A 24182-nucleotide genomic window follows, 5' to 3' on the forward strand; every position below is an offset into this window, starting at 1 on the left:
GGAGACCACATGCCACCCACCCGCGACGACCCGCCCGACCCCACCACGCTCCTCCGAAGCTTCTCCGCTCACCACGAGCTCGACTGGGGCAGTACGCCGTACGACGCAGCCGACATTGCCCACCGCCACGGCGCCAAGGCAGCCCGCAAAGCCCTCCGCCTCCTAGCCCAAGCCGCAGCCGTCGAGCCCGACCGAACAGCCGAGTTCCTCGCCTCCCTCCCGCCCAACGGATCGGCCTACCAACTCAACCGCCGAGTGAAGTCCCCAGAATCCCTCGCCCGAAAGCTCGGAGATTGGGCGAAAGACAGGAGCCGACGGCCTGTCGACGACCTTCTCCGCTACACGGTCGTGATGGACCGGCCGGACCAACTTGTCGCGGCGGCCCGGCACACCATCGACCAACTGACCGACAGAGGATGGCGCGTTCGCCATGCGATGCAGTCGTACACGAACGGCTCCCGGTACAAGGGCCTGCATGCCTACCTGGAGGTACCGGGTGTCGCCCGGGTCGAAGTGCAGTTCCACTCCGTCGCTTCGCTGGAGGTGAAGGAACTGACGACTCCGTGGTACGAAATCGAGCGCAGCGCGACAGCACCCGACGAGGAGCGCGAAGCAGCCAGACAGCGATCCGTCGAGGCGTCCAACACCCTCGATCCACCAGCAGGTATTGCTGAGCTGCGAACGCTGGGTGATCGACCCGTGGCCGTCAACAACTACAGTGACTCACGGCAAGCCCTGGCGAAAACCTCGCAGGAACAGCCTGATCTGACTCGGCCGACACCTCGGGCACCGGCCATTGAGAAGAACGACGGAGTGGCGCGATGAAACTGTTTCTCGTGAAAGAGGACGAGCGACTCGTATGGGTAGCCGCCCTGGCGCATGAGCGCATGTACGGCTACGTCGCCAACACCGGGAAGTTCCACGACAACAACCCTCTGCGGAACGACTACTACATGGAACGGTGGTTCACCTACGTGGAGATCGGTCCGGCTGAAGCACGTCGGCTGATCGCCCAAGGCGTTGGCACCCTGGACGAGGTCGAGGACGACGAGGTGCTTGTGGAGTGGCGCGCGGATCCCCAGCCGCTCGACCCGGCCGACGTGCTGTCGATGGCGGCCGGCTACCGCGCATGACCCGATTGTTCTTGATCAAGGACGGGGCGCAGTGACTTCAGTTCGTAACTGGAGGTAACACTGTCGACCATTGGGCTTTGTAGCGTCGTCGGTGTGACATCAGGCAGGCCCGCTCCTTCGTCGCCACGGCGCCGTGTCCGGGTGTGGTTCGGGCAGAACCAGATCAGCGACTACATCGGCGAGCCCGCGTACGCCAACCGCTACGAGGCGGCGATGCGCCGGCGCTTCCCCGGCCTCGAGATCACCAATGTCCCCTTGCGTTCCGATGGCCGCCTGGAATCAGCCGGCAGGCCCGCCTCCGACGCGAGTCACGCGCTCTTCTCGGCCTAAGAGCTCGTTCGACCCGACCGGAGGTCAGGGGGTGGGGGTGTAGAGCTGGGTGATGATGGATTCGATGGTGGGTTCGGCGATGGTCAGGTCGGCCAGGGGGTAGTTGGCGGCCAGGTGGGCTACCAGAGGGGCTGCGCTGGTGGTCGGGGGAAACGTGAGGTGCTGGCGGGGGCCGTCGACCTTCGTCACGGTGGCGCCGGGGATGGTGATGGGGGGCAGTGAGGTGGCCAGGTCTACTACCAGGGTTCTGGGGGCGGACTGGCTGGAGCGGAGGTCTGGGAGGGTGCCGTCGAAGATCTGGCGGCCGTGGTCGATGACCATGACTCGGGTGCAGAGGGCTTCGATGTCGTCCAAATCATGAGTGGTGAGGATGACGGTGATCTTGCGTTCGGCGTTGATCTGGGCAAGGAACTCGCGGAGACGGGCCTTGCTGATCACGTCGAGGCCGATAGTGGGTTCGTCGAGGTAGACGATCTCGGGGTCGTGCAGGAGGGCTGCGGCGATGTCGCCGCGCATCCGCTGACCCAATGACAGCTGGCGGACCGGTACATCGAGGAGGTCGCCGAGGTCGAGGAGTTCCACGAAGGTCGCCAGATTCTCGCGGTGCCGCGCCATCGGGACGCCGTACATCTTCTGCAACACCGCGAAGGAGTCCTTCAGCGGAAGGTCCCACCAGAGCGTCGTGCGCTGGCCGAAGACGACGCCGATGCGCTTGGCGAGCTTGAGGCGGTGACGGGACGGGTCGACGCCGGCGACGCGGATGGTGCCGCCGGTGGGGACCAGGATGCCGGTGAGCATCTTGATGGTGGTGGACTTCCCGGCGCCGTTCGGGCCGATGTAGCCGACGACCTCGCCGGGTTCGACGTTGAACGACAGGCCGTCGACCGCACGGACCTCGCGCTTGGTGCGGCGCAGACCGTTGCGTGAGGTGACGGTGAAGGCTCGCGACACGTTGTCTAGTTCGATCACTGGCACGATTTTCAGCTCCCTGTACTGCGATAGCGACGAAGCCCGCCGCGCCAGCCGAGGGCGGCGAGGGCGACCATGACGGCGGCGGCGACCGGGGACAGCAACCCGATCCAGGACGGCAGCCCCAGCGGAGCCTGCTTGCCCAGCACGAACAGCACCGGGTAGAAGTTCACGAAAGCCAGCGGTACGACGAACGTGACGGCCCGGACGATGTCCTTCCCGAAGGCGGTCAACGGGTACTGCGTCAGCGTCCGCCCGCCGTACGTGAACGAGTTGGACAGCTCGGCGGAGTCGATCGCGACGAACTGGAAGGCTGCGCCGAGCACGAAGAACGACCCGAAGATCAGCGCACCGGCGAGCGTCCCCACGAGCAGCATGAGGCCTTTGGCAACAGTCCAGTGGACGTCGATGTGGACCAGCGCGACCACCAGCACCGTCACCGCCTGCAGGATCCGGCCGACCTTGTCGAGCCGGAACTCGTCGGCCGCGGTCTGGATGATCGCCGGCACCGGCCGCACCAGGTACGAGTCCAGGGCACCGCTGCGGATCCGCCGCCCGACCTGTTCGATCTTCCCGACGATCAGGTCGGCGATCCCCATCGTCAGCGAGGACGTTGCGTACAGCAACGCCATCTCGGCCAGCGAGAAGCCGCCGAACGCGTTGATATGACTGAACATCAGCAGTACCGCGACGAAGTCGGTGATCGTGATCAGGATCCCGGTCACCATCATCAGCGCGAACGACGCCGGATAGGCCAGCGTGGACCGGATCCACATCACCGCGAGCATCCAGAACTGTCCCGGAGCCTGCCGGATTCGCTCAACCACCCTGGACCACCACCTTGCGCATCGCCAGCTGGGTGAGCGACTGCCCGGCCAGGAACAGCACCAGGATCCAGCCGATCTGGAACAGCAACGCGCCGCCGATCCCGTTCGGGTTCCGGCCCAGCCAGATGTCGATCGGCACCTGCAGCGTGCCGGCCCACGGCGTCGCCCGGGCCAGCTCACCGAACCAGCCCGGGAACACCACCAGCGGCAGGATCGTCCCGGAGAAGAACAGCGACACCATCATCGCGGCCGCCTCCATCCCGCGGGAGTCGGTGATCCAGAACGCCGACAGCGCGACCAGGTACCGGATCCCGAAACTGACCAGGATCGCCAGCACGAGGCCGACGGCAACGGCCAGCCAGGCCACCACACCGGACGGGAAGTTCAGGTCGAAGACCAGAGCTCCCACCAGCAACGGGATCCCGCCGCGCACGATCAGCTGGAACATCGCCCGGCCCATGTCCATCGAGAGCCACCACAACAGCAGATGTGTCGGCCGGTACAGGTCGACCGCGATCTCCCCGCTCCGGACCCGTTCCCCGAGCTCGATCGTCGTACTGGCGCCGAAGATCCCGATCGGCAGCAGCAACCCCTGCTGCAGCCACACGAACGTCAGCGCATCGTTGACGTCGTACCCGCCGAGCCCCGGCCGCTCGTGCCACAACGTCAGGTACACCCCGCACAGGATGAACCCGAACACCGAATTGGTGAACGCGCCGGACACAGTCGCGATCCGGTACGTCGAAAAGCGTCGGAACGACCGGACTGCGATCGCCCAATAGACGCCCACGGCAACCTCCTCTCACAAACCTCAAGAGCGGTGTCCGAGAGCTCACAGCAGCACGCAGAACTCCCCCGAATCCATCAGGACCCGGGGGTTCGGACACCACTGTGGCAGGCATGGGTGATCCATGCCGTGTTGTCAAGGAAAGGTGCCGACCGTACGACGCCCGCCAGGCGGCCGTCAACTGAGTTAACCAACCGGGCCGGCCGGAGACCCCTCAGACTCCGGCCGGCCGGGGGTCAGTCGGTCTCGAGGACCCGGGCGAGAAGGGTGGCGAAGGGCTCGGGGTGGCTGGCGTAGCCGCCGTGGGCGCCGGGGAAGGTGACGACGGGCCAGCCGAGGGTTTCGGCGATCTGGTGGATCGGACGGGCCGGGAGGTGCTCGATCGATTCCACGCCCGCGGCGGGGACGATGCGGGCGGCGGCTGCTTTCAGGGCGTCCAGGTCGGGCTGGTAGCGGGTGAAGGGCAGCAGCTTGTGCTTGTAGAAGTTGGCCGCGTTGGACTGGAAGCGCAGGAACATCTCCAGGATCTCCGGGTACAGGTCCTCCGGCTTCGGCGGCTCGTCCTCGTCGGTACCGATGCCGCGGCTGAACAGGACGTCGGCCGCTTCGACGCCGTCGGTGCGGTAGGTGTCGTAGACCTGCTCGAAGAACGCGCGGTGGTCGGCCGGGTTGGGCAGGACCTCGACGCACGGGGGTTCGTGGGCGATCAGCAGCCGGACCCGGTCGGGGTGCCGGGTGATCAGCTCGAGGCCGGTGATCGCGCCTGAACTGCTCCCGAACACGTACGCCGGTTCGTCGCCGCCGACCGCGTCGAGGAGGGCCAGCGCGTCCTCGGCCGACTGGTCGACCCGCTCGTCGGCTGCGCCACCGTCGTACGGGCTGCGTGAATTGCCGCGCGGATCGTACGCGACGACCGTGTAGTCCGCGGCGAGCCGGCCGACGATCCCGTCGAAGATCCCCGCGTCGGTCCCACCACCGGCGATCAGCAGCAGCACCGGCCCCGACCCCGTGACCTCGTAGTGCAGCGTCGCACCCGGCACGGCCAGTTTGTTCACCGTCTTGGTACCCATCGCAGCCAACCCCTCTCCACTCGTTGCCCCCAGCGTGCCGGGACCCGCTGGCACGCCACGCACACAGCGCTGACACGGCCCCATCCGCAGCCCACAACGTCCGAACGATCGGAGAGCCCGCCTCCGGTTCTTCGGACGTTACGAAGATCCCGCGGCTAACGTCCGAACGATCGGAGAGCCCGTCTCCGGTTCTTCGGACGTTACGAAGATCCCGCGGCTAACGTCCGAACGATCGGAGAGCCCGTCTCCGGGTTTTCGGACGTTAGGGCGCGGCTCCGGGAGGACGCGGTGCGAGGGGGTCAGTCGAAGTCTTCGGTGGGGGTGACGTCTTCGAGGGCGGCCCAGGGGTCGCGGGGTGGGGCTACTCGGCGGCCTTGGGGGCAGATGCGGGCGAAGTCGCACCAGCCGCAAAGGGGTGAGGGTTCGGGCGGGAAGGCTTCGTCGGCCTCGGCTGGGGTGAGGCCTTCGGCCCAGCGGGCCTCGGCGGCGGAGGCGTCGTTGACGATGGATTCGGCGCGGCGTTGGTGCCGGGCGAGGGAGGCGTCGTCGTGGTCGGCGGCGGCGACGGTGTTGGTCGGGAGGTGGTGCAGCTCGACGCGGGTGCACGGGCGGTGCAGGACCCGGCGCGCGCCGAGGACATACAGCGCCATCGCGAGGGACGACCGCGCGTCGTCCGAGGTGAGCGGGCGGCGGCCGGTCTTGTAGTCGACGATCGCCAGCTCGGTGCCACCACCGGAGCGGGCCGGTCGCTCGTCGATCCGGTCGACCCGGCCGCGCAGCGAGGCGCGCTCGGTGGTGAAGGCGACTGTCCGCTCCACCCCGCGAGGTTCGTAGTACGGGTCGGATTCGCGCAGATACCCGAGCACCATCTCGGTGGCTCGGTCGCGCCACTCCAATGACTGGGCTTCGTCGCGGAACCCCTCGTTCCGCCAGCCTTCCCGGATGCGCGTGACCACTTCGTCCGGCGTACGGCGGGAGGCCGGCCACCGACCGAAGAAGTCCGCGAGCACCTCGTGGACGATCCCGCCGACCGTGTTGTGCGCCCACGGCGGACCCTTCGGCGGACGCGGCCGCTCCAGGTACGTGTAGCGGTATTTGCGCTTGCAGTCCGCGAACGTCATCAGCTTGGTCGGCGTCGCGACGAACAACCGCGTCGGCATATCGGGCAGCAAGTCAGCCTGCCTTGATGAAGTCGCTCACCGCGTCCGCCACCAGCTGGACGGCGATCGCGCTCAGCAGCAGACCGGCGATCCGCGTCACCAGCAGTACGCCGTTCTCTCCGAGCAGCCGCATGATCAGCCCGGAGAACCGCAGCGTCAGCCACATGATCAGGTGGATCAGGATGATGCCGACCGAGATCGCGACCACATCCGGGAGCGAACCGTTCGCGCGCTGCACGAACACCATGGTGGCGACGATCGCACCCGGGCCCGCGAGCAACGGCGTACCGAGGGGAACGAAGGCGATGTTGACGTTCTTGGTCTGAACCGGGTCCTCGGCGGTGTCGGTCAGGAGCTGCAACGCGATCAGCAGAAGCAGCAGACCGCCCGCGCACTGCAGGGCCGGGAGCGTGATGCCGAGATGGGACAGGATCTGCTGGCCGAAGGCCGCGAACACGACGATCACGCCGAACGCGACCAGCACCGCCTGCCACGCAGCCCGCTTGCGGACCGCGCGGGACTGGCCGGCGGTCAGTGAGATGAACACGGGCACGGTGCCCGGCGGGTCCATGATCACGAAGAGCGTGACCACGACCTCGCTGAGCAGACCGACGTTGATGATGCTGTTCACGGCAGGTACGCCTCAGGAGCCTGTACGCCGGGAGCGGCGGCCGCGTTGACCTTCGCCACCTCGAGCAATCGCTCGAACTGCGAAGGGTCTGTCGTGTTCACACCGAGGTCGTGGTCGATCTTGCCCGCGCCGTGGTGGTCACTCGAACCGGTCCGGATGATCCCGAGATCGTCGGCGATCCGGGTCAGCGCGGCCCGCGACTGCGGCGAATGGTCCTGATGCTCGACCTCGATGCCGGCCAGACCATGCTCATTGACCAGCTGCGCGATCATGTCCTCGGTCATCACCTTGTAGCTGGACCGGCCCCACGGATGCGCGATCACCGGTACGCCGCCGGCCTCCCGCACCAGGTCGATCGCGTGCCCGGGGTCGATCGCGTAGTGCGAGACGTGCCCGGCCCGGCCGTCGGCCAGGAACCGGTCGAAGGCCTCGGTCCGGTTCGCGACGGTGCCGTTGGCAACCAATGCGTCGGCGACGTGCGGTCGCCCGACCGACGGCGTACCGGTCGCTTGGGCGAGCACCTCGTCGACGGTCAGCGGGACGCCGATGCTGTTGAGCCGGGCAACAATCGCCGGGATCCGGTCGGTACGGCCCTCGCGAACCGTCCGCAGCTCCTCGGACAGCTGCTGCGACGACGGATCGAGCAGATAGCCGAGCAGGTGCACGCTGATCCCCTGAAGCTTGCAGGAGATCTCGATCCCCGGCACGAACCCGATCCCGAGGCGCTCGGCCGCCAGCCGCCCCTCCGTCCAGCCGTCGGCGGTGTCGTGGTCGGTGAGCGCGATCACGTCGAGCCCCGCCTGCTGGGCGTGCGTGATCAGGTCGTCCACCGGGTCGGTGCCGTCCGAGCGGTTCGAATGGGTGTGCAGGTCGATGCGCACGAGCGGTTGGGATCCCTTCGCCGTACCTGATATGGACATCTGTCACCGCAGATGCTATCCGCCGTTGACCCCTGGACCTGCCGCTTATCCACAACAACGCTTACTGTGCCTGCCATGGACCCGGAACGCATCGACTGTGTGGGAGCACTCGTGTACGACGAGCAACGCCGCCTGCTCGTCGTCCGCCGCGCCAACGACCCCGGCCGCGGCCTGTGGGCCCCACCCGGCGGTCGCGTCGAGCCTGGCGAGGACGATTCCACCGCCGTGGTCCGCGAGGTGGCCGAGGAGACCGGTCTCACGGTCGCGGTCGGCACCCTGGTCGGCGAGGTCGAACGCGAAGCCCCACAAGGCCGCCTCTACGTGATCCGCGACTACGAAGCCACTCCTACCTCCGGCACCCTCACCCCCGGCGACGACGCGACCGACGCCCGCTTCGTCACCCGCTCCGAACTCCTCGCCCTCCCCACGACGACGTTACTCATTTCCACGTTGGACCAGTGGAACGCCCTCCCGAGTTGATCAGCAGGCGGTCACCGGGACCCGCCCGGCGGCGAAGGCAGCCGGGGTCACCCCCATCAGGGAACGGAAATCGGCGATCAGGTGCGACTGATCGGCGTACCCGGTCTCGGCCGCAGTGACGGACCACGACGAGCGCTGCCGCCCGATGACGTCCCGCACCCGGCTGATCCTGGCGAAGTGCTTGGGCGACACGCCGACCGCCTGCCGGAAGACCCGCCGCAGATAGCGCTCGCTCACTCCAAGACGGTCCGCCGTGTCGCTGGTGCTGGTCCCACCAGCCAACTCCTGCACCGCGGCGCCGACCAACTCATACCTGGTCGGCAGGTGTTCTGGGAGCCGCTCAAGCAAATAGTCACCCAGTACGTCGATGCCCCGCTGCGGCTGGTCGCGCAGCAGCCCGAGCCGCTCGCCAAGCCGATCCGCGGACGGACCGGTCAGCTCAGCCAGCGGGATCACCTGGTCGGTCAGCTCGTCAGCGGCCACTCCCAGCAATGCGGTCGCGCGGCCCGGCCGGACCCGCAACCGCACGCAGACCGGGAGGAACTTAGGCACCGGGTACGACGCTTTGGTCCGCGGACCGATCACCAGTACGTCGCTCACCCCGGCCGGTGTCACTCGCCACAACAACGTGGTCGCGGGGTCGGGCGGGAGCACCGTGACCGGTTCGTCGGCCCGGCTGATCCCGTCCAGCCAGGGCTCGAGGGTGCGCACCTATCCAGCGTAGCCAGGTGATGACGAGTGGGCGTAGTACCGAAAGTTCCTATCCCTCGGTACGCCGGGCCGCGCAGGGTGAGCGCATGATCCTGATCTCTGGTGCCACCGGCACCATCGGAAGTGAACTGGTCCGGCAGTTGGCTGCGCGCGGCGTACCGGTCCGGGCGATGACCCGGGATCCGGGCCGGATGCAACCAGTGGCCGGAGTCGACGTCGTACAAGGGGATTTCGACGACGCGGAGTCATTGCGGAAGGCAACCGCCGGGATGGCGGCAGTCTTTCTCCTGAGTCCGCCGGGAGGATCGGCACCTGAGCACGATCTGGCGATGTTGCGGGCGCTCGACGGTGTTCGGAAGGTGGTCAAGCTGTCGGCGATCGGCCTCGGCGGTGCGGCCGCCGAGTGGCATCAGGTGGGTGAGGCGGCGGTTCGCGAGAGTGGGGTCGCGTGGACGTTGCTGCGGCCGACCGGGTTCGCGTCGAACGCGCTGCGGTGGTTGCCCGCCCTTCAGGCAGGTCAGCCGATTCCGAATCTGACCGGATCCGGGACGCACGCCTTCGTGGATCCCCGCGACGTCGCCGCGGTCGCAGCCGAGGCGTTGCTGTCTTCGGACCACGATGGGCAGCTCTACACCTTGTCGGGACCCGAGTTCCTGAGCGTGCCGGATCAGGTGGCACAACTCTCGGAAGTCATCGGGCGCGAGCTCACGGTGGTCGACGTACCGATCGAGATCGCGGCGGAGCAGCTGCGGGCGAGCGGGGTCGACGAGCTGGTCGTCTCGACGATGGTCAAGGGGACGAAGCTGATCCGGTCCGGCGCGGAGAAGACCATCACCACCGATGTCCAGCGTGTCCTCGGCCGGCCCGCCGGTACCTTCCGCGGCTGGCTGGAAAGGCATCGCGAAGCCTTCGCCTGATCGACCACACTGGGGCGATGGACGTCGTACAAGCGATCGAGGAGAACGCCGCCGAACTGCTGATGGCGATGGGCGCGGCCGGCGGCGGTTCGCAGCGCGACGACACCACGGCCCGGTGGACGATCGGCGGATCACCGCTCGACTACCACAACGCAGTCGTCGCAGGCTCCGGTGAGCAGGTGATCGCGGAGTCGGTGGCCGAGCTGCGCCGGTACGACGTACCCGGCTGCTGGCATGTCGGACCGTCCATGCGAACCGCCGACCTGGGTGAACGTCTCCTGGCGGCCGGGTTCACGCATGGTGGGAGCGAGCCGGGGATGGCGGTTGCCCTCAGCGAGCTGGTCCGGCCGAGCGGCGTACCGGGGCTCGAGCTTGTGCGAGTCGTCGACGACGCCGGGCTGGCCGTTTGGGCCGACACCCTGGGGCGGGGATTCGGTGAAGGCGAGAAGGAAGCCCGCTGGGTCGCCTCGGTCTACCGCAAGCTCGGGTACGCCGATCCGTGGCGGCACTACCTCGCGACCCTCGACGGCTCCCCCGTCGGCACCATCACCATCTACTTGGCGGCCGGCGTCGCCGGCGTCTACTTCGTGATGACCGTCCCCGAAGCCCGCCGCCGCGGCATCGGCGCGGCCCTCACCCACGAGGCCCTCGCCCACGCCAACACCGAGTACGCCGTACTCGGCTCCTCTCCCGCCGGCCGCTCCGTCTACGAGTCCCTCGGTTTCCGCACCCACTGCACCGTCGACCTCTACGAGCTGGCCGCCTCCGATTAGCGGGGATCTGCTGCCTCTGAGCGGCAGTAGATCCCCGCAAAACGGTTATCCACAGGACGTCTGACGCGGTCGGCGGAAATCCGTCACGCTGGTCTGGTGGGTTGGTGGTGGGAGCGGCAACTCGATGCCGAAGGGCTAGAGGCGCTGATTGCGCATCAGGGCCAGATCGTGTCGCGGGCGCAGCTGTTCGCGGCGGGCTGGTCGGAGGCGCAGGTCCGGCAGCCGTTGCGCGCGCGGCGCTGGCGGGTTGTGCATCCAGCGGTTTATGCCACGCACACCGGCCCAGTCGGGTACGACGGGGCTCCTGGTTGCCGGGTTGCTCTATGCCGGCCCCGAGGCCGCGTGGAGTCACTACACCGCGGCCGAACAGCTCGGGCTGATCAAACCCGACGATGGCCGGCCCGTACACGTGGCGACTCCGGAGCACCGCCAGATCGCGTCGCGACCTGGGCTGGTGATCCACCGGGACAGGCACTGGGCCGATCGGCTCGCTCGAGCCGTGCCGCCTCGCCGTACGGCGGCGCACGCCGTACTGGACGTGGTCGGCGGATCGCGAACCCTCGACCAGGCAGCCGCGGTCGTCGCCGAGGCCTGCCAGAGCGGCAGGGTCACGGCGGCCGACCTGCTGGCGGCGTTGGATGTTCGGACGCGGTTGCGCCATCGGCGGGAACTGCGACCGATCATCGCGGACGTGGCTGCAGGCTCGCATTCGCTACTGGAGCTTCGGTACCTGCAGGATGTCGAACGGCGGCACGGGCTCCCGGTCGGGGAGCGTCAGCGGGCGGTGGACGACGAGTACACCGACGTGTACTACGAAGGGTTGAGCGTCGAGTTGGACGGGCGGCTGCATCTGGTACCGCAGCAGCAATGGCGGGACCTGGACCGCGACAACCGCGCGACGCTGCGGGGGGAAGCGACGCTGCGGTACGGCTGGTTCGACATCACGAGCCGGCCGTGTGCGGCCGCCGTACAGGTGCTGGCGGGCATTCGCCGGCGCAAGCCCGCCACGAAGGCCCACGCCTGCAGCCCGTCATGCCCGGTTCGGTGAGCTTTGCGGGGATCTACTGCCCCTGAGAGGCAGTAGCTCCACGCAAAGGGGCTGATTCGGGGGTTTGGGCGGGTTCGCGGAGGAGGAGGGCGGCGTCGAGGAGCATGACGGCGGCGGTCAGGGCGTGGACGAGGAGAGCGGTGGCCAGGGAGCCGCCGTGGGTGGCGACGACGATGGCGTCGGTGATCGGGACGATCGCGGTGACGGCCATGGCGACGCCGGTGGAGCGGCGCTGCCGCAGGGCGAAGAGGGCCAGGATGATCAGCGCCAGGGCGATGTCGCGGATGCCTTTGGCGGGGAAGAAGCCGCCCGCGTCGGCGACGAGGCCGTACCCCGCGCCGGCGGCGGGGCCGTCGAAGAGGAAGCGGGGGCCGAAGGTGAGGGGGAAGAGGCCGAGCAGGATGGTCAGGACGGTGGTGAAGCGGCGCATCATGTTCTCCGGTTTCTAGCGGTGCTAACTTTCCTAGCGAAGCTAACATTGCGAGCGCTAGATTGTCTAGCACTGCTAGCATCGGGATATGCCGAGCCTGGATCGTCGTGAACGCGCCCGTATCGAGCGGGGGGCGCTGATTGTGCGCACCGCCCGTGAGCTTGCCGAGGCGGACGGGTGGGATGCCGTGACAACGCGACGGCTGGCCGAGGCGGTCGAGTACAGCCAGCCCGTTCTCTACAGCCACTTCAAGAACATGCAGGCGATCGTCACCGCGGTAGCGCTCGACGGGATCGCCGAGCTGGCCGTCGTACTGCGGTCTGCGCGGGAAGCCGATGGGTTGAGAGGCCTGGCCGAGGCCTACCTCGGGTACGCCGAGGCGCATCCGGCCGTCTACGCGGCGATCTTCACGCGCCGGACCGATCTGATCTTCGGCTCAGCCGACAGCCCGGAGATCCTGAAGGCAACCTTCGGTGAACTACGCGCCGCCGTAGAGCCCTACGCCGACGACGACGCGGAGACGCGGACCGAGGTGTTCTGGAGCGCCCTGCACGGTCAAGCGACACTCAACCAAGACCGCCGGTTGCGACCGGCCCAGCGCTCCGATCGCATCGCGCAACTCGTTCGCCTCGTGACCGCTTAGCTGTTCCAGCGCAGGATTGCGGGGGAACCGCGGTCCCAGCCGAGGGTGGAGACGGTGGCGGTGTCGAGGACGAAGTGGCGGCCTTCGGTGACGCCTAGTTCCAGCCAGCGGGCGGCGAGGGCCCGGAGGGCGTGGGAGTGGCCGAAGATGAGGGTGTCACCGTCGGTCGCGGCGATCCGGGCGACGACGCGGTCGAGGCGGGTCGAGACCTCGAGGGGCGTTTCGCCGTTGGGTACCGGGTCCGCCCAGACCGTCCAGCCGGGGACAGTTTTGCGGATGTCCGCGGTGGTCACGCCTTCGTAGTCGCCGTAGTTCCATTCGGCGAGGTCGTCGTCGACCTCGGCGTGCGGGAAGCCGGCGAGTTCGGCGGTACGGCGGGCGCGAGCGCGCGGTGAGGTGAGGACGAGGTCGAAGTCCTCGTCGGCCAGCCGGGCCCGGAGTGAGGCAGCGACCGCTTCACCTTCCGGAGTCAGCGGAAGGTCGGTGACGGAGGTGTGCCGGCCGTTCTTGCTCCATTCGGTCTCGCCGTGCCGAACCAGGAAGAGCCGGTCTTTGCGTTCCGCAGTGGTCACGCTTTCATCCTGTCAGATCACCCGCCGGGTGGATCCGAGGCCTTGACCGTTTGATCGATCCAAGGCAGGGTAACGAAAGTGTAAGCGCTTCCACTGGAGGTTTCATGGCGCCCGGCCGCCCGGCGACGATCTACGACGTCGCAGCACGCGCGAACCTGTCGATAGCGACGGTTTCCCGTGTACTGCAAGGGACTGGACCGGTTTCGGAGAAGGCACGCGCACAGGTCGGGCAGGCTGCGGCCGAACTCAACTACATGCCGTTGCGGGCCGCGCGGAGTCTTGCGGTGCAACGGCATGAGGCGCACGGGTTGGTGCTGCCGGATCTGAGCGGTCCGTTCTACGGCGATCTGCTGATGGGATACGAGCGCTGGGCAGGTGCGCACGGACAGAGCGTCGTACTGACAGTCACGCAGGGCAATGCGGATCCGCGACGGTCGGTGCGGGATCTGGCCGGCCGGGTCGACGGGATCGTTGTCCACGGCAACGCTCTCGAACGGTCCACGATCCAGGAACTGCACAAGGCCGGCGTACCGCTGGTGCTGGTCGCGCATCCACCGCTGACGGGGTGCGATTCGGTTCGCACCGAGAGTGCGTCGAGTGCCGAGCGGCTCACATCCCGGCTGCTCGACCACGGTCGCCAACAGCTCGTGTTCGTCGGTGATCCGGCCAGCTCGTACGACGTTTCCGAGCGGTACGCCGGATTTGCCGCCGCACTGCGGTCTCGAGGCAAGGCAGTCGGCGAACCCCTTCGCGTACCACTGACGGAGGAGTCGGGGAAGCAGGTCGCCGAGAAGGTCCTTGCCACGGACAACCGTCCGGACGGACTGGTGTGTGCGAACGACGAGCTCGCGCTGGCGGTGCTCACCACCTTGCGGGCCGCGGGCATCGCCGTACCGGATGACGTTGTAGTGACGGGGTGGGACGACGTGATGGCAGCTCGTTATGTGTCGCCAGGTTTGACGACCGTGCGACAGCCGATGGCTGAGCTGGGGCGGCTGGCGGCGCAGCGGCTGCACGAGCGGGTGACCGGAGAGCGGTCCCGTGCACGGAACGACGTACTCGCCACTGAGCTTGTCCTGCGGGACAGCTGTGGCACCTCGGGGGCAATACAGCAGTAGGCAGTAACCGAGTGAGGAGACAAATCAATGTTCACCCACAGCATCCGCCGCCGACTGGTGATCGGCTGCGCCTTAGCGCTGACACTGGCCGCCTGCGGCCGGTCGACCGACAGCCCGGACGCCGGCGCTCAGGCGACCACCACCGTGAGCGACGGACCCGCCACCGGGAACCTGACCGTCTGGGCGATGGGCACCGAAGGTGAGAACCTGCCCAAGCTCATGGAGCAGTTCGAGCAGGCCAACCCTGGCGTGAAGGTGACGGTCACGCCGATCCCCTGGGATGCGGCGCACAACAAGTTCACCACCGCGATCACCGCGCAGAGTGTGCCGGACGCCGCGATGGTCGGCAGCACGTGGATGGGTGAGTTCGCCGATCTCGGCGCGCTCGATCCGACCCCGCAGGGCTTCGACAACTCGTCCTTCTTCGAGGGTGCGCTCGACACGACCAAGGTCAAGGACGTCCAGTACGGCGTTCCCTGGTACGTCGAGACGCGGCTCGTGTACTACCGCAAGGACCTGGCCAAGAAGGCCGGCATCACCACGCTCCCGACCGACTGGGCCGGCCTGAAGGCGATGGCGAAGGCCATGCAGGAGAAGGCCGGATCGAAGTACGGGATCAACCTGCAGCCGGGCGGAACCGGGTCCTGGGAGACCGTGATGCCGTTCGCGTGGTCGGCCGGCGCCGAGATCACCGGGGACGACCAGAAGTCGTTCACGCTGGACACGCCTGCCATGCAGGAAGGACTGCAGTACTTCCAGAGCTACTTCACCGACAAGATCGCCGGGACCGACCTGCCGCCGAACCAGACCGAGGCCCAGTTCGTGAACGGTACGGCGCCGATGTTCATCTCCGGACCGTGGATGGCCGGGTCGGTCGCGAAGGTCGGTGGGCCTGCGATGAAGCCGAACATCGGCGTCTTCCAGCTGCCGAAGAACAAGACCGCGACCTCCTTCGTCGGCGGCGCGAACTTCGCCGTCTTCAAGAACTCCAAGAACAAGGACAGCGCCTGGAAGCTGGTCAAGTGGTTGTCGGAGGCAAAGACCCAGGCCGCCTGGTTCAAGCTGTCGACCGATCTGCCGGCCGTGAAGAGTGCCTGGGCGGACCCGACGATCGCGGACGACCCGCTGCTCCCGGTCTTCGGCAAGCAGCTCGAGGACGCCAAGGCACCCCCGGCGATCGTGAACTGGGAGCAGGTCGCCGCGGCCTTCGACGCCGAGGTCGAGAAGATGGTCAAGGCCGGCCAGTCCCCCGCCGACACCGCCAAGGCCATTCAGACCAAGGCCAGCCAGATCGGCACCGGCGGTAGCTGATGGCAACGATCACGGAGCCGCGGACGGTACGACGAACGCCGCCGCCCGAAGGTGGTCGCCGCGGACCGGGCCGGGAGACCCTCGCGGCCTGGGTTCTGGTGCTGCCGTTCGTCGTGCTCTTCCTCGCGTTCACAGCGGGGCCTGTGCTCGGTTCGCTCGGGATGAGCTTCACCGATACCCGCCAGCGCGATCTGCGGACGCCGTTCGCGGTGGAGGGTGTCGGGTTCGGCAACTACGTGAAGGCGTTGCAGGACGAGACATTCCGCAAGGCGGCGTTCAACACGGCGTACTTCGTCGTGGTCGGGGTCCCGCTGACGCTCGTGGTCGCGCTGGCGGCCGCCGTACTGCTGGATCGTGGCGTGAAGCGGTTCCAGGCTTTGTTCAAGGTCGGCTACTACCTGCCGGTGGTCACGTCGATCGTCGCGATCGCGGTGATCTGGCGGTTCGTGCTCGCACCTGATGCCGGGCTGCTGAACACCGTGCTCGGCTGGTTCGGCATCGACGGACCGAACTGGCTGGGGTCGAAGACCTGGGCGATGCCGTCGCTGATCGCGATGGCGATCTGGCGCAACTTCGGCTCGGCGATGATCATCTTCCTGGCCGGGCTGCAGGGCATCCCGCAATCGGTCGAAGAGGCCGGTCAGCTCGACGGTGCGGGCTCCTGGCAACGATTCCGGCATCTGATCCTGCCGTTGCTCAGGCCGACGATCCTGTTCACCAGCGTGACCACGGGGATCGGCTACCTGCAGTTCTTCGAGGAGCCGCTGGTGATGACGCAGGGCGGTCCGCTGAACAGCACGATCTCGGTGTCGATGTACACCTACCAGCAGTTCGGCTTCGGCAACTACGGCCTGGCGACCTCGATGGCCTACCTCCTCTTCGTCGTGATCGCCGTCGTCACGTTCATCCAGTTCCGGCTGCTGAGGGAGAAGTGATGCGCCGCACCTGGTGGATCTACCTGATCGGAGTCCTCGGCCTGATCGCGGTCGCCGCGCCGTTCGTCTGGATGCTGCTCGGCAGCTTCAAGACGCAGGGCGAACTGCTCCGCGTCCCGCCGACCTGGCTCCCCGAGAACGCCACCACCGAGAACTACGCCGCCCTGTTCAGCAAGGCGCACTTCCCGCGCTACTTCCTGAACTCCGGCATCGTCGCGCTGGTCGTGACCGCGGGCAACCTGATGTTCTGCTCGATGATCGGCTACGCCCTGGCGAAGCTGCACTTCAAGGGCCGGAACGCGTTGTTCCTGCTGGTGCTGGCGACGCTGATGATCCCGGGCATGGTCACGTTCGTCCCGCTGTTCGTGCTCGTCACCAACGCCGGGCTGGCCAACAGCTATCCCGGCCTGATCCTGCCGTTCCTGGTCTCGCCGTTCGGCGTCTTCCTGATGCGGCAGTTCTTCGGATCGCTGCCCGACGACCTGATGGACGCGGGTCGCGTCGACGGCGCCGGTGAGCTGGGCATCTTCGCGCGGATCATGCTGCCGCTGACCCGGCCCGCCCTGGCCACGCTCGGCATCCTCACCTTCCTCGGCTCCTGGAACAACTTCCTCTGGCCGCTGGTGATCGCCCAGACCGAGGACAAGTACACGCTGCCCGTCGCGCTCGCCCTCTACTCGACCGGCCAGAACGCGCAGAACTTCGGCCTGCTGATGGCCGGCGCGGTCGTGGTCGTCGTACCGGTCCTGGTGCTCTTCCTGGTGTTCCAGCGCCACGTCACCAAGGGCATCGCCATCACCGGACTGAAATAAGGAGACTCTGATGACCGCCACCATCAACCGTCGCATGTTGCTGACCGCCGCGGGATCCGCCGCACTTCTCGGGGGTGTGAGCCGAGCCTACGGCGGAGAGCCCGGGCCGGGCGCGTCGCCCGCTGAACTTCTCCGGGGCGGCTGGCGTCCGAGCCGTGAGGACAAGGCGCTCGTGGGGCGGTGGGCTCGGGATACCTGGCGCAGCATCGTCGCGATGACGGACGAGCGCACCGGTCTGCCTGCCGACAACATCGGCGAGTCCGTCTCCCACCCGACCCGCAGCAGTTACACGTCACCGACCAACATCGGCGGGTATCTGTGGAGCACGGTCGTCGCGCGGCACCTGGGAATCATCTCGCCCCAGGAGTCGCTGCGCCGGATCACCCAGACGCTGACCACGATGAAGAACGTCGTCCATCACGAACCCAGCGGCATGTTCTTCAACTGGTACGACGAGGCGACCGGCGAGGTCCGGTACGTCGATCCTGACGGCACCAAGCCGATCACCCCGTTCGTGTCGAGTGTCGACAACGGCTGGTTCGCCTGTGCACTCATGGTTGTCCGCAACGCGGAGCCGCGTGCTCGCGCCCTCGCGGATTCCCTGCTGGACAAGATGAACTTCGCCTACTACTACAACCCCGCGGCCCGCCCCGGCGGTCTGATGCGCGGTGGGTTCTTCGAGACCCCGCCGCCGGACGAGGAGACCGAGAAGGGCAATCACGCCGGCACCGGTCCGGACGTGTACTACCGCAAGTTCCACTACGACACCCTCAACACCGAGGCCCGCATCGCCGGGTACGTCGGATTCGCGCTCGGGCAGGTCCCCCACACCCAGTACTTCGCGACGTACCGGACCTTCCCCGATTCGTGTGACTGGTCCTGGGTCGAGCAGAAGCCGAAGGGTGTGCACCGCACCTATCTCGGGCTCGACGTCTTCGAGGGCACGTATTCGTACCGCGGGATGCGGCTCGTCCCGTCGTGGGGCGGCGACATGTTCGAGTCGCTGATGCCGGACCTGTTCGTCCCCGAGTCGACCTGGGCGCCGCGCAGTTGGGCCATCAACCACCCGCTCACGGTCCGCGCGCAGATCGAGCACGGGCTGGACGAGGCGAAGTACGGGTACTGGGGCTTCTCCCCCGCCTCGAACCCGAAGGGCGGCTACTCCGTGTACGGCGTCGAGCCGATCGGCATGGATCCCGGCGGTTACCCGTCCGACCTCGAGGGGACGAACTTCGACGCCGGCTTCGAGGGTTGTCGCGACGGCGTCAACCCCCACCCGACGTACGGCGATGGTGTGGTGACCCCGCATGCGGCGTTCCTCGCGATGTCGTACGCACCCCGGCAGGCGATCGAGAACCTGAGCCGGATCGAGACCAAGCTGCACGCGTACGGCGCCGGCGGCTTCTACGACTCGGTCGCCGTCAAGTCGGGACTGATCGCGAAGCGCTACCTGTCGCTGGACCAGGCGATGGTGATGGGTGCCATCGGCAACGTCTTCGGCAACGACCTGATCCGCCGTAGCTTCGCCGACCGCCGCGCCGAACGCGGCATCCGCCCGGTGATCAGTCTCGAACGCTTCGAGTCGGGGCTCGCCTGACCTGACCACCGCTAGCGTCCGAAAACTCGCCGACATCCCCCGCGAGCCCTTCGGACGTAACGGGTATCCAGGGACGCGATCGCGAGTACGTCCGAAGACTCGCCGAGATTCCTCGCGAGTCGTTCGGACGTTAGGAAAGTGAGGAGAGTTGATGGAGTACGACGCGAAGGTCGATTGGGACGCGCGGATCGCGGTGCGGAGTGATGAGGAGCGGGGGTTCGACTTCCCGGAGCTGGAGCCACCTAAGGAGGTCAGTGCGGTTGGTGGGGTCGGGCAGGTCACCGTCGACTGGTCGCCGGTCGACGGCGCTGTTGGGTATCTGATCCTGCGCTCGACCGGTGATCACGGCCCACTCGAACCGGTCGATCATCACAGCGGTGACGTGCTCTCCGTGCCCGGACCGCCGTACGTCGACACCACGTGCACGCCGGGAACGCCGTACCACTATGCGGTCGCGAGCGTGCCCGAGGTGACGGTCGCCGGACGGCCGAGCACACCCGTCGGCGCCGTACCGCTGGTTGCCGATGACACCGTTCCGCGGGTGGACGTGACCGTCGATACGGTTGCCGAAGGCACCGAGCTGTACCGGCCGTGGGTACCGATGATCGGCAGTGAACGGCTCAGTCAGTTGCTCTGCAAGGACACCACCGGCGGTCACGAGATCGGTGGCGGGCTCGAGGACGCCCTACGCCGGATGCATGACGAGCTCGGTGTCCGCGCGGTCCGGGCGCACGCGATCTTCCACGACGACACCCACGTGATCGACGGAACGTCGTACGACTTCTCCGTGGTGGACGCGATCTACGACAAACTGCTCGCGATCGGACTGCGGCCGGTGGTCGAGCTCGGCTTCATGCCGCGCGAGCTGGCCGGCGATCCCACCAAGACCGTCTTCGAGTACGGCGCGATCATCTCGCCGCCGACGTCGTACGAGGCCTGGCACGACCTGGTCCACGCCCTCGTCGAGCACCTGATCGACCGCTACGGACTCGACGAGGTGATCGCTTGGGACTTCGAGGTGTGGAACGAGGCGAACCTCGAGGTCTTCTGGTCCGGCACCAAGGCCGAGTGGCTCCACCTGTACGACGTGACTGTGGCGGCCGTGAAGGCGGTGGACCAGCGACTGGCGGTCGGTGGGCCGTCGTCGGCCGCTGCCGGCTGGGTGGACGATCTGCTGGCCCACGCCCGGGCCAACAACACTCCGGTCGACTTCGTCTCGACACACACCTACGGTTCGCCGCCACTCGACGTACGGGCGTCTTTGGAGCGGCATGGGTTCGGTGATGCGCGGATCCTATGGACTGAGTGGGGCGTCACGCCACGGCACTTCAACCCGATCAACGACTCTGTGTTCGCCGGGGTGTTCCTCCTGCGCGGCATGCGGTCCGCAGCCGGGCGGGTGGACGCGCTGGCGTACTGGGTCGCGTCTGACCACTTTGAGGAGCTAGGCCGGCCCCCACGCTTCCTGCACGGTGGTTTCGGGCTGCAGACCGTCGGTGGGCTACCGAAGCCGCGCTACCACGCTCTGAGCCTGCTGAACCGACTGGGACCGGTCGAACTGCCAGTCACCGTGACCGGTGATGGAGGCGGCAGCCTGATCGAGGCGTGGGCCTCGCGGGACCGCGACCGGATCGCCGTACTGCTCTGGAACCTCACGCTGGACCAGACCAAGGCAGACGGCGCCCCAGAGCTGACCAGGACGGTCCACGTGGAGCTGGCCGGCGTGGATCCGTCCTGGCAGGTCACCTCGACCACACTGGGCATCGGTGCAGGCGACCTGGCAGCTGCGACCGCGGAGCTCGGGATCACCGAGTGGCCGACCGAGGGGCAGCTGGCGCAGCTCACCGAACGCAGCAGGATGGTCAGCACCCCGCTGGAGCTGACCGGGTCCGTGGTCGAGGTGACGCTCCCGATGCCGTACGCCGTTCTCCTGGAGCTCACTCCGAATAGATCGGATCTCTAGGACTTAACTAAGTGAATTAATGACAAACTCTGGCGAGTCGCAACCAAACGATCGACCATAGATCGGATGTCCGCGACTCCCTGAGGAGCTTTGCCATGCCCGATGGTCCACCCGCAGCCTCGATCGAGAGGTTCCGCGACTGGCGGTTCGGCCTGTTCGTGCACTGGGGCCTGTACGCCCTGCCCGCCCGCCACGAGTGGGTGAAGAACCGCGAGCGGCTGACCGACGAGGACTACCAGCCGTACTTCGACCACTTCGAGCCGGACCTGTACGACCCACGCAAATGGGCGCGTGCGGCCCGTGAGGCCGGCATGCGGTACGCCGTGCTGACGACCAAGCACCATGAAGGCTTCTGCCTGTGGGACTCCGCCGTCTCGGACTACACGGTCGCGCACACTGCCTGGGGCGCCGGGAAGGACCTGGTGCAGCAGTTTGTCGAGGCCTGCCGCGAAGAGGGACTCGGCGTCGGTTTCTACCACTCGCTGATCGACTGGCACCATCCTGAGTTCCCGATCGACCTCATGCACCCGCAGCGCGACGACGAAGAGGCGATCGCCAAGGCGGCGGGCCGCGACGTCCAGGTGTACGCGGACTACCTGCACGCGCAGACCCGCGAGCTGCTCACCAACTACGGCCAGATCGACCTGATGTGGTTCGACTTCTCCTACCCGGGCCGCAACTACGAGGACGGCCGGGACGGCCACGGCAAGGGCCGCGACGACTGGCGCTCGGTCGAGCTGATGGCGATGGTGCGCGAGCTGCAGCCCGGCATCCTGATCAACGACCGCCTGGACATCCCCGGCGACTTCGTGACGCCCGAGCAGTACCAGCCGGACGGACCGATGACCCGCGACGGCAAGCCGGTGCTCTGGGAAGCCTGTCAGACACTGAACGGCAGCTGGGGCTACGACCGCGACAACCTGGACTGGAAGTCACCGGAGCTCCTGGTGAAGATGCTGGTGGACTCTGTCTCCAAGGACGGCAACCTGCTGCTGAACGTCGGCCCCACCGCCCGTGGCGAGTTCGACCCGCGCGCGCTGGCCACTCTGGCCGCCATCGGTGAGTGGACCCGCCTGCACGAGCGCTCGTTCCGTGGTGCCGGACCAGCAGAGTTCAAGGCGCCCACCGACACCCGCTACACCCAGGTCGGCAACCGCCTCTACCTCCACCTGTTCTCCTGGCCGATGGGCCACGTCCACCTCCCCGGCCTGGCCGGCAAGGTCAAGTACGCCCAGCTCCTGAACGACGCCTCCGAGGTGAAGCACCTCGTCCACGACTCGTCGGCCGAGGCGCACAACACGACGATGGGCGCCGCAGGCGACGGCGTACTGACGCTCAAACTCCCCATCCAGAAGCCGGACGTGCTCGTACCGGTCATCGAGCTCTTCCTGAGCTGACTTGTCCTGCGGTCCTCGCTCCGGTCATAGTGACCTGTCGGTAACTGCCCCGGTTGCGAGGACTGCACATGCTGCACAGGAACCTGACTCTGAAGACTGCCGCGGTACTGGTGCTGACCGGCGCCGGCCTGCTGGGCCTGTCGTCAGGCGCCACGGCGTCGGTCGCCGGCGACACCCCCGGACCCGCGGTGACGGTCGGCAAGCTATGGGACGGTCTGAAAGCGGACGGCAGCAAGAACACCTCGATCTCGCAGAGCGTGCTCTACCAGCCGTCAGGTCTCGGGGCCAGCCGGATCAACCCGCACGTGCAGTACGTGCACAGCGAGAAGGACCGCCAGACGATGGTGGCGGTCGACAGCGGCACCGCGCAGGTGGTCGGCAAGTACACCGTCACCATCCCGAACGTCTTCGACTGGGAAGACATCGCCACCGGCCCATGCCCGACCGGCAGTTGCTTCTTCGCCGGTGACATCGGTACCGCTCGGGACATCCCCAAACCGAACGGCACCAGCTCTGTCGTCCGGGTGCCGGAGCCGAAGCTGAAGTCCGGGCAGACCAGCGGCACCCTGACCGGCGACTACTTCCCGTACACCTTGCCCGGCGGACCCAAGAACTCCGAAGCCCTGATGGTGCACCCCGGCACCGGTGACATCTACGTGATCACCAAGTCCACGTCGGGGGTCAGCGACGTCTACAAGTTCCCGAACCCGCTACCGAAGCCCGGAACCTCCAGCGTCCTGACGAAGGTGGCGACGCTGACCCTGCCACTCAAGGAAGGCGATCTCCCGTACGGCGAGGTCACCGCGGCCTCGATTCACCCGACACTGAACCGCTTCCTGGTTCGTACCTACCGCAAGGTGTACGAGTACCGCGGTACGCCCGGCGGCTCCTTCGCCTCAGCCCTCACCGGCACCCGCGTCGAGATGACCGACACCGCCGAAGGCCAAGGCGAGGCCATCGAGTACGCACCGGACGGCTCGGCGTACTTCACCCTCAGCGAGCAGCTCGCGGCGCCGTACACCCTGAAGCGGGTGGACCTGCACTAAGAGGCGGGAGTGGGGCGGCCGGGCTGCTCCCCGCCGCGGGCCTCCAGGTAGGAGTTCTTCGGGACCATCACCTTGCGGCGGAACAGGCAGACGACGGTGCCGTCCTGTTTGTAGCCCTTGGTCTCGACGTAGACCACGCCACGATCGTCCTTGGACTTCGACTCCCACTTGTCCAGTACGACGGTCTCGCCGTAGATGGTGTCGCCGTGGAAGGTCGGGGCGACGTGCCGCAGCGACTCGATCTCGAGGTTGGCGATCGCCTTGCCGCTGACGTCGGGGACCGACATCCCGAGCAGGATCGAGTAGATGTAGTTGCCCACCACAACGTTCTGGCCGAACTGGGTGGTCTCGGCGGCGTAGTTCGAGTCCAGGTGCAGCGGGTGGTGGTTCATGGTCAGCAGGCAGAACAGGTGGTCGTCGTACTCGGTCACCGTCTTGCCGGGCCAGTGCTTGTAGATCGCACCGACCTCGAACTCCTCATAGCTACGCCCGAACTGCATGCCGCTCCTCCTAGGTCTGAGACACCCCATGCTGGCGGATCGGACCACTGGCGGCCGTGGTCTGGCTCTCACCGGGCGGAGAGACCTGCGTCACTCCGCCCG

Annotated in this window: 27 protein-coding genes; 16 read left to right on the plus strand and 11 right to left on the minus strand. The window is 67.3% G+C overall.

Features of this window, described 5'->3' with window-relative positions:
• Window positions 1-9 precede the first annotated feature (9 nt).
• The 3 genes from ACFVWG_RS34395 to ACFVWG_RS34405 all read left to right on the plus strand — a co-directional run bounded on the left by ACFVWG_RS34395 (window position 10) and on the right by ACFVWG_RS34405 (window position 1463).
• The gene (locus tag ACFVWG_RS34395; RefSeq protein WP_391547645.1) at window positions 10-825 is read left to right on the plus strand and encodes a hypothetical protein; all 816 of its coding nucleotides are present in this window, start codon (window positions 10-12) and stop codon (window positions 823-825) included.
• A complete protein-coding gene (locus tag ACFVWG_RS34400; protein WP_391547646.1) occupies window positions 822-1133 on the plus strand; it encodes a hypothetical protein in 312 nt (103 codons plus the stop codon). The genes ACFVWG_RS34395 and ACFVWG_RS34400 overlap by 4 nt, the downstream gene beginning before the upstream one ends.
• Before the next feature lie 93 nt (window positions 1134-1226).
• The gene (locus tag ACFVWG_RS34405; protein ID WP_391547647.1) at window positions 1227-1463 is read left to right on the plus strand and encodes a hypothetical protein; all 237 of its coding nucleotides are present in this window, start codon (window positions 1227-1229) and stop codon (window positions 1461-1463) included.
• Between the two features lie 24 nt (window positions 1464-1487).
• On the opposite strand, the gene ACFVWG_RS34410 is transcribed toward ACFVWG_RS34405, so the two are convergent.
• The 7 genes from ACFVWG_RS34410 to ACFVWG_RS34440 all read right to left on the minus strand — a co-directional run bounded on the left by ACFVWG_RS34410 (window position 1488) and on the right by ACFVWG_RS34440 (window position 7788).
• Window positions 1488-2432: an ATP-binding cassette domain-containing protein gene (locus tag ACFVWG_RS34410; RefSeq protein WP_391547648.1), complete on the minus strand. Its 945-nt coding sequence runs from the start codon at window positions 2430-2432 to the stop codon at window positions 1488-1490.
• Window positions 2433-2443: 11 nt separating this feature from the next.
• Window positions 2444-3259, minus strand: a complete 816-nt coding sequence (locus ACFVWG_RS34415) for an ABC transporter permease (protein WP_391547649.1) — start codon at window positions 3257-3259, stop codon at window positions 2444-2446.
• Entirely contained in the window at window positions 3252-4049 is a 798-nt protein-coding gene (locus ACFVWG_RS34420) for an ABC transporter permease (RefSeq protein ID WP_391547650.1), read from the minus strand. The genes ACFVWG_RS34415 and ACFVWG_RS34420 overlap by 8 nt, the downstream gene beginning before the upstream one ends.
• A gap of 233 nt (window positions 4050-4282) precedes the next feature.
• The gene (locus ACFVWG_RS34425) at window positions 4283-5116 is read right to left on the minus strand and encodes an alpha/beta fold hydrolase (protein WP_391547651.1); all 834 of its coding nucleotides are present in this window, start codon (window positions 5114-5116) and stop codon (window positions 4283-4285) included.
• Window positions 5117-5415: 299 nt separating this feature from the next.
• Window positions 5416-6276, minus strand: a complete 861-nt coding sequence (locus tag ACFVWG_RS34430; protein WP_391547652.1) for a RecB family exonuclease — start codon at window positions 6274-6276, stop codon at window positions 5416-5418.
• 13 nt (window positions 6277-6289) lie between these two features.
• The gene (locus tag ACFVWG_RS34435; RefSeq protein ID WP_391547653.1) at window positions 6290-6907 is read right to left on the minus strand and encodes a MarC family protein; all 618 of its coding nucleotides are present in this window, start codon (window positions 6905-6907) and stop codon (window positions 6290-6292) included.
• On the minus strand, window positions 6904-7788 hold the full coding sequence (locus tag ACFVWG_RS34440) for a PHP domain-containing protein (RefSeq protein WP_391547654.1): 885 nt from the start codon (window positions 7786-7788) through the stop codon (window positions 6904-6906). Before ACFVWG_RS34440 ends, ACFVWG_RS34435 begins: the two co-directional genes overlap by 4 nt.
• Window positions 7789-7902: 114 nt before the next feature.
• On the opposite strand from ACFVWG_RS34440, the gene ACFVWG_RS34445 reads away from it, so the two are divergent.
• The gene (locus ACFVWG_RS34445; RefSeq protein WP_391547655.1) at window positions 7903-8307 is read left to right on the plus strand and encodes an NUDIX hydrolase; all 405 of its coding nucleotides are present in this window, start codon (window positions 7903-7905) and stop codon (window positions 8305-8307) included.
• Here the strand turns inward: ACFVWG_RS34445 and ACFVWG_RS34450 are convergent, their stop codons facing one another.
• Window positions 8308-9018: a helix-turn-helix domain-containing protein gene (locus ACFVWG_RS34450; RefSeq protein WP_391547656.1), complete on the minus strand. Its 711-nt coding sequence runs from the start codon at window positions 9016-9018 to the stop codon at window positions 8308-8310.
• An 86-nt stretch (window positions 9019-9104) separates the two neighbouring features.
• Here ACFVWG_RS34450 and ACFVWG_RS34455 point away from each other — a divergent pair, with 86 nt between their 5' ends.
• From ACFVWG_RS34455 to ACFVWG_RS34465, 3 genes are all read left to right on the plus strand, one after another.
• The gene (locus ACFVWG_RS34455; protein WP_391547657.1) at window positions 9105-9935 is read left to right on the plus strand and encodes an NAD(P)H-binding protein; all 831 of its coding nucleotides are present in this window, start codon (window positions 9105-9107) and stop codon (window positions 9933-9935) included.
• Window positions 9936-9952: 17 nt separating this feature from the next.
• Window positions 9953-10708 (plus strand): GNAT family N-acetyltransferase, encoded by a 756-nt coding sequence (locus ACFVWG_RS34460; protein WP_391547658.1) that lies wholly within the window; start codon window positions 9953-9955, stop codon window positions 10706-10708.
• 265 nt (window positions 10709-10973) lie between these two features.
• Complete coding sequence (locus ACFVWG_RS34465; RefSeq protein WP_391547659.1) at window positions 10974-11756, plus strand: hypothetical protein; 783 nt, start codon at window positions 10974-10976, stop codon at window positions 11754-11756.
• Window positions 11757-11769: 13 nt separating this feature from the next.
• Here ACFVWG_RS34465 and ACFVWG_RS34470 read toward each other — a convergent pair whose 3' ends face one another.
• Window positions 11770-12186, minus strand: coding sequence for a DUF4267 domain-containing protein (locus ACFVWG_RS34470; RefSeq protein ID WP_391547660.1), 417 nt, complete (start codon window positions 12184-12186; stop codon window positions 11770-11772).
• Between the two features lie 88 nt (window positions 12187-12274).
• On the opposite strand from ACFVWG_RS34470, the gene ACFVWG_RS34475 reads away from it, so the two are divergent.
• The gene (locus ACFVWG_RS34475; RefSeq protein WP_391547661.1) at window positions 12275-12829 is read left to right on the plus strand and encodes a TetR/AcrR family transcriptional regulator; all 555 of its coding nucleotides are present in this window, start codon (window positions 12275-12277) and stop codon (window positions 12827-12829) included.
• On the opposite strand, the gene ACFVWG_RS34480 is transcribed toward ACFVWG_RS34475, so the two are convergent.
• Entirely contained in the window at window positions 12826-13401 is a 576-nt protein-coding gene (locus ACFVWG_RS34480) for a histidine phosphatase family protein (RefSeq protein ID WP_391547662.1), read from the minus strand. The genes ACFVWG_RS34475 and ACFVWG_RS34480 overlap by 4 nt on opposite strands.
• Window positions 13402-13505: 104 nt before the next feature.
• On the opposite strand from ACFVWG_RS34480, the gene ACFVWG_RS34485 reads away from it, so the two are divergent.
• From ACFVWG_RS34485 to ACFVWG_RS34520, 8 genes are all read left to right on the plus strand, one after another.
• Entirely contained in the window at window positions 13506-14519 is a 1014-nt protein-coding gene (locus ACFVWG_RS34485; protein ID WP_391547663.1) for a LacI family DNA-binding transcriptional regulator, read from the plus strand.
• A gap of 27 nt (window positions 14520-14546) precedes the next feature.
• Window positions 14547-15830 carry a sugar ABC transporter substrate-binding protein gene (locus ACFVWG_RS34490; protein WP_391547664.1) on the plus strand — a complete coding sequence of 428 codons (1284 nt, stop codon included), beginning with the start codon at window positions 14547-14549 and terminating at the stop codon, window positions 15828-15830.
• Window positions 15830-16765 (plus strand): carbohydrate ABC transporter permease, encoded by a 936-nt coding sequence (locus ACFVWG_RS34495; RefSeq protein WP_391547665.1) that lies wholly within the window; start codon window positions 15830-15832, stop codon window positions 16763-16765. Before ACFVWG_RS34490 ends, ACFVWG_RS34495 begins: the two co-directional genes overlap by 1 nt.
• Entirely contained in the window at window positions 16765-17577 is an 813-nt protein-coding gene (locus ACFVWG_RS34500; RefSeq protein ID WP_391547666.1) for a carbohydrate ABC transporter permease, read from the plus strand. The genes ACFVWG_RS34495 and ACFVWG_RS34500 overlap by 1 nt, the downstream gene beginning before the upstream one ends.
• Window positions 17578-17587: 10 nt before the next feature.
• Window positions 17588-19174: a glucoamylase family protein gene (locus ACFVWG_RS34505; protein WP_391547667.1), complete on the plus strand. Its 1587-nt coding sequence runs from the start codon at window positions 17588-17590 to the stop codon at window positions 19172-19174.
• Between the two features lie 151 nt (window positions 19175-19325).
• A complete protein-coding gene (locus tag ACFVWG_RS34510) occupies window positions 19326-21137 on the plus strand; it encodes a xylan 1,4-beta-xylosidase (protein WP_391547668.1) in 1812 nt (603 codons plus the stop codon).
• Between the two features lie 95 nt (window positions 21138-21232).
• Window positions 21233-22534 (plus strand): alpha-L-fucosidase, encoded by a 1302-nt coding sequence (locus tag ACFVWG_RS34515; RefSeq protein WP_391547669.1) that lies wholly within the window; start codon window positions 21233-21235, stop codon window positions 22532-22534.
• 68 nt (window positions 22535-22602) lie between these two features.
• A complete protein-coding gene (locus ACFVWG_RS34520) occupies window positions 22603-23580 on the plus strand; it encodes a hypothetical protein (RefSeq protein ID WP_391547670.1) in 978 nt (325 codons plus the stop codon).
• Here ACFVWG_RS34520 and ACFVWG_RS34525 read toward each other — a convergent pair.
• Complete coding sequence (locus ACFVWG_RS34525; RefSeq protein ID WP_391547671.1) at window positions 23577-24080, minus strand: MaoC family dehydratase; 504 nt, start codon at window positions 24078-24080, stop codon at window positions 23577-23579. The two genes, ACFVWG_RS34520 and ACFVWG_RS34525, sit on opposite strands and share 4 nt — an antisense overlap.
• Between the last annotated feature and the right edge of the window lie 102 nt (window positions 24081-24182).

Source organism: Kribbella sp. NPDC058245 (assembly GCF_042882005.1).
Classification (GTDB): domain Bacteria; phylum Actinomycetota; class Actinomycetes; order Propionibacteriales; family Kribbellaceae; genus Kribbella.

What these genes read in the sequence shown, in the direction of transcription:
- ACFVWG_RS34460 (WP_391547658.1), top strand. Translation starts at nt 9,953, where the DNA reads ATGGACGTCGTACAAGCGATCGAGGAGAACGCCGCCGAACTGCTGATG.
- ACFVWG_RS34475 (WP_391547661.1), top strand. Translation starts at nt 12,275, where the DNA reads ATGCCGAGCCTGGATCGTCGTGAACGCGCCCGTATCGAGCGGGGGGCG.
- ACFVWG_RS34515 (WP_391547669.1), top strand. Translation starts at nt 21,233, where the DNA reads ATGCCCGATGGTCCACCCGCAGCCTCGATCGAGAGGTTCCGCGACTGG.
- ACFVWG_RS34520 (WP_391547670.1), top strand. Translation starts at nt 22,603, where the DNA reads ATGCTGCACAGGAACCTGACTCTGAAGACTGCCGCGGTACTGGTGCTG.
- ACFVWG_RS34470 (WP_391547660.1), bottom strand. Translation starts at nt 12,186, where the DNA reads ATGCGCCGCTTCACCACCGTCCTGACCATCCTGCTCGGCCTCTTCCCC.
- ACFVWG_RS34485 (WP_391547663.1), top strand. Translation starts at nt 13,506, where the DNA reads ATGGCGCCCGGCCGCCCGGCGACGATCTACGACGTCGCAGCACGCGCG.
- ACFVWG_RS34500 (WP_391547666.1), top strand. Translation starts at nt 16,765, where the DNA reads ATGCGCCGCACCTGGTGGATCTACCTGATCGGAGTCCTCGGCCTGATC.
- ACFVWG_RS34445 (WP_391547655.1), top strand. Translation starts at nt 7,903, where the DNA reads ATGGACCCGGAACGCATCGACTGTGTGGGAGCACTCGTGTACGACGAG.
- ACFVWG_RS34395 (WP_391547645.1), top strand. Translation starts at nt 10, where the DNA reads ATGCCACCCACCCGCGACGACCCGCCCGACCCCACCACGCTCCTCCGA.
- ACFVWG_RS34455 (WP_391547657.1), top strand. Translation starts at nt 9,105, where the DNA reads ATGATCCTGATCTCTGGTGCCACCGGCACCATCGGAAGTGAACTGGTC.
- ACFVWG_RS34400 (WP_391547646.1), top strand. Translation starts at nt 822, where the DNA reads ATGAAACTGTTTCTCGTGAAAGAGGACGAGCGACTCGTATGGGTAGCC.
- ACFVWG_RS34525 (WP_391547671.1), bottom strand. Translation starts at nt 24,080, where the DNA reads ATGCAGTTCGGGCGTAGCTATGAGGAGTTCGAGGTCGGTGCGATCTAC.
- ACFVWG_RS34505 (WP_391547667.1), top strand. Translation starts at nt 17,588, where the DNA reads ATGACCGCCACCATCAACCGTCGCATGTTGCTGACCGCCGCGGGATCC.
- ACFVWG_RS34490 (WP_391547664.1), top strand. Translation starts at nt 14,547, where the DNA reads ATGTTCACCCACAGCATCCGCCGCCGACTGGTGATCGGCTGCGCCTTA.
- ACFVWG_RS34465 (WP_391547659.1), top strand. Translation starts at nt 10,974, where the DNA reads ATGCCACGCACACCGGCCCAGTCGGGTACGACGGGGCTCCTGGTTGCC.
- ACFVWG_RS34430 (WP_391547652.1), bottom strand. Translation starts at nt 6,276, where the DNA reads ATGCCGACGCGGTTGTTCGTCGCGACGCCGACCAAGCTGATGACGTTC.
- ACFVWG_RS34495 (WP_391547665.1), top strand. Translation starts at nt 15,830, where the DNA reads ATGGCAACGATCACGGAGCCGCGGACGGTACGACGAACGCCGCCGCCC.
- ACFVWG_RS34510 (WP_391547668.1), top strand. Translation starts at nt 19,326, where the DNA reads ATGGAGTACGACGCGAAGGTCGATTGGGACGCGCGGATCGCGGTGCGG.
- ACFVWG_RS34425 (WP_391547651.1), bottom strand. Translation starts at nt 5,116, where the DNA reads ATGGGTACCAAGACGGTGAACAAACTGGCCGTGCCGGGTGCGACGCTG.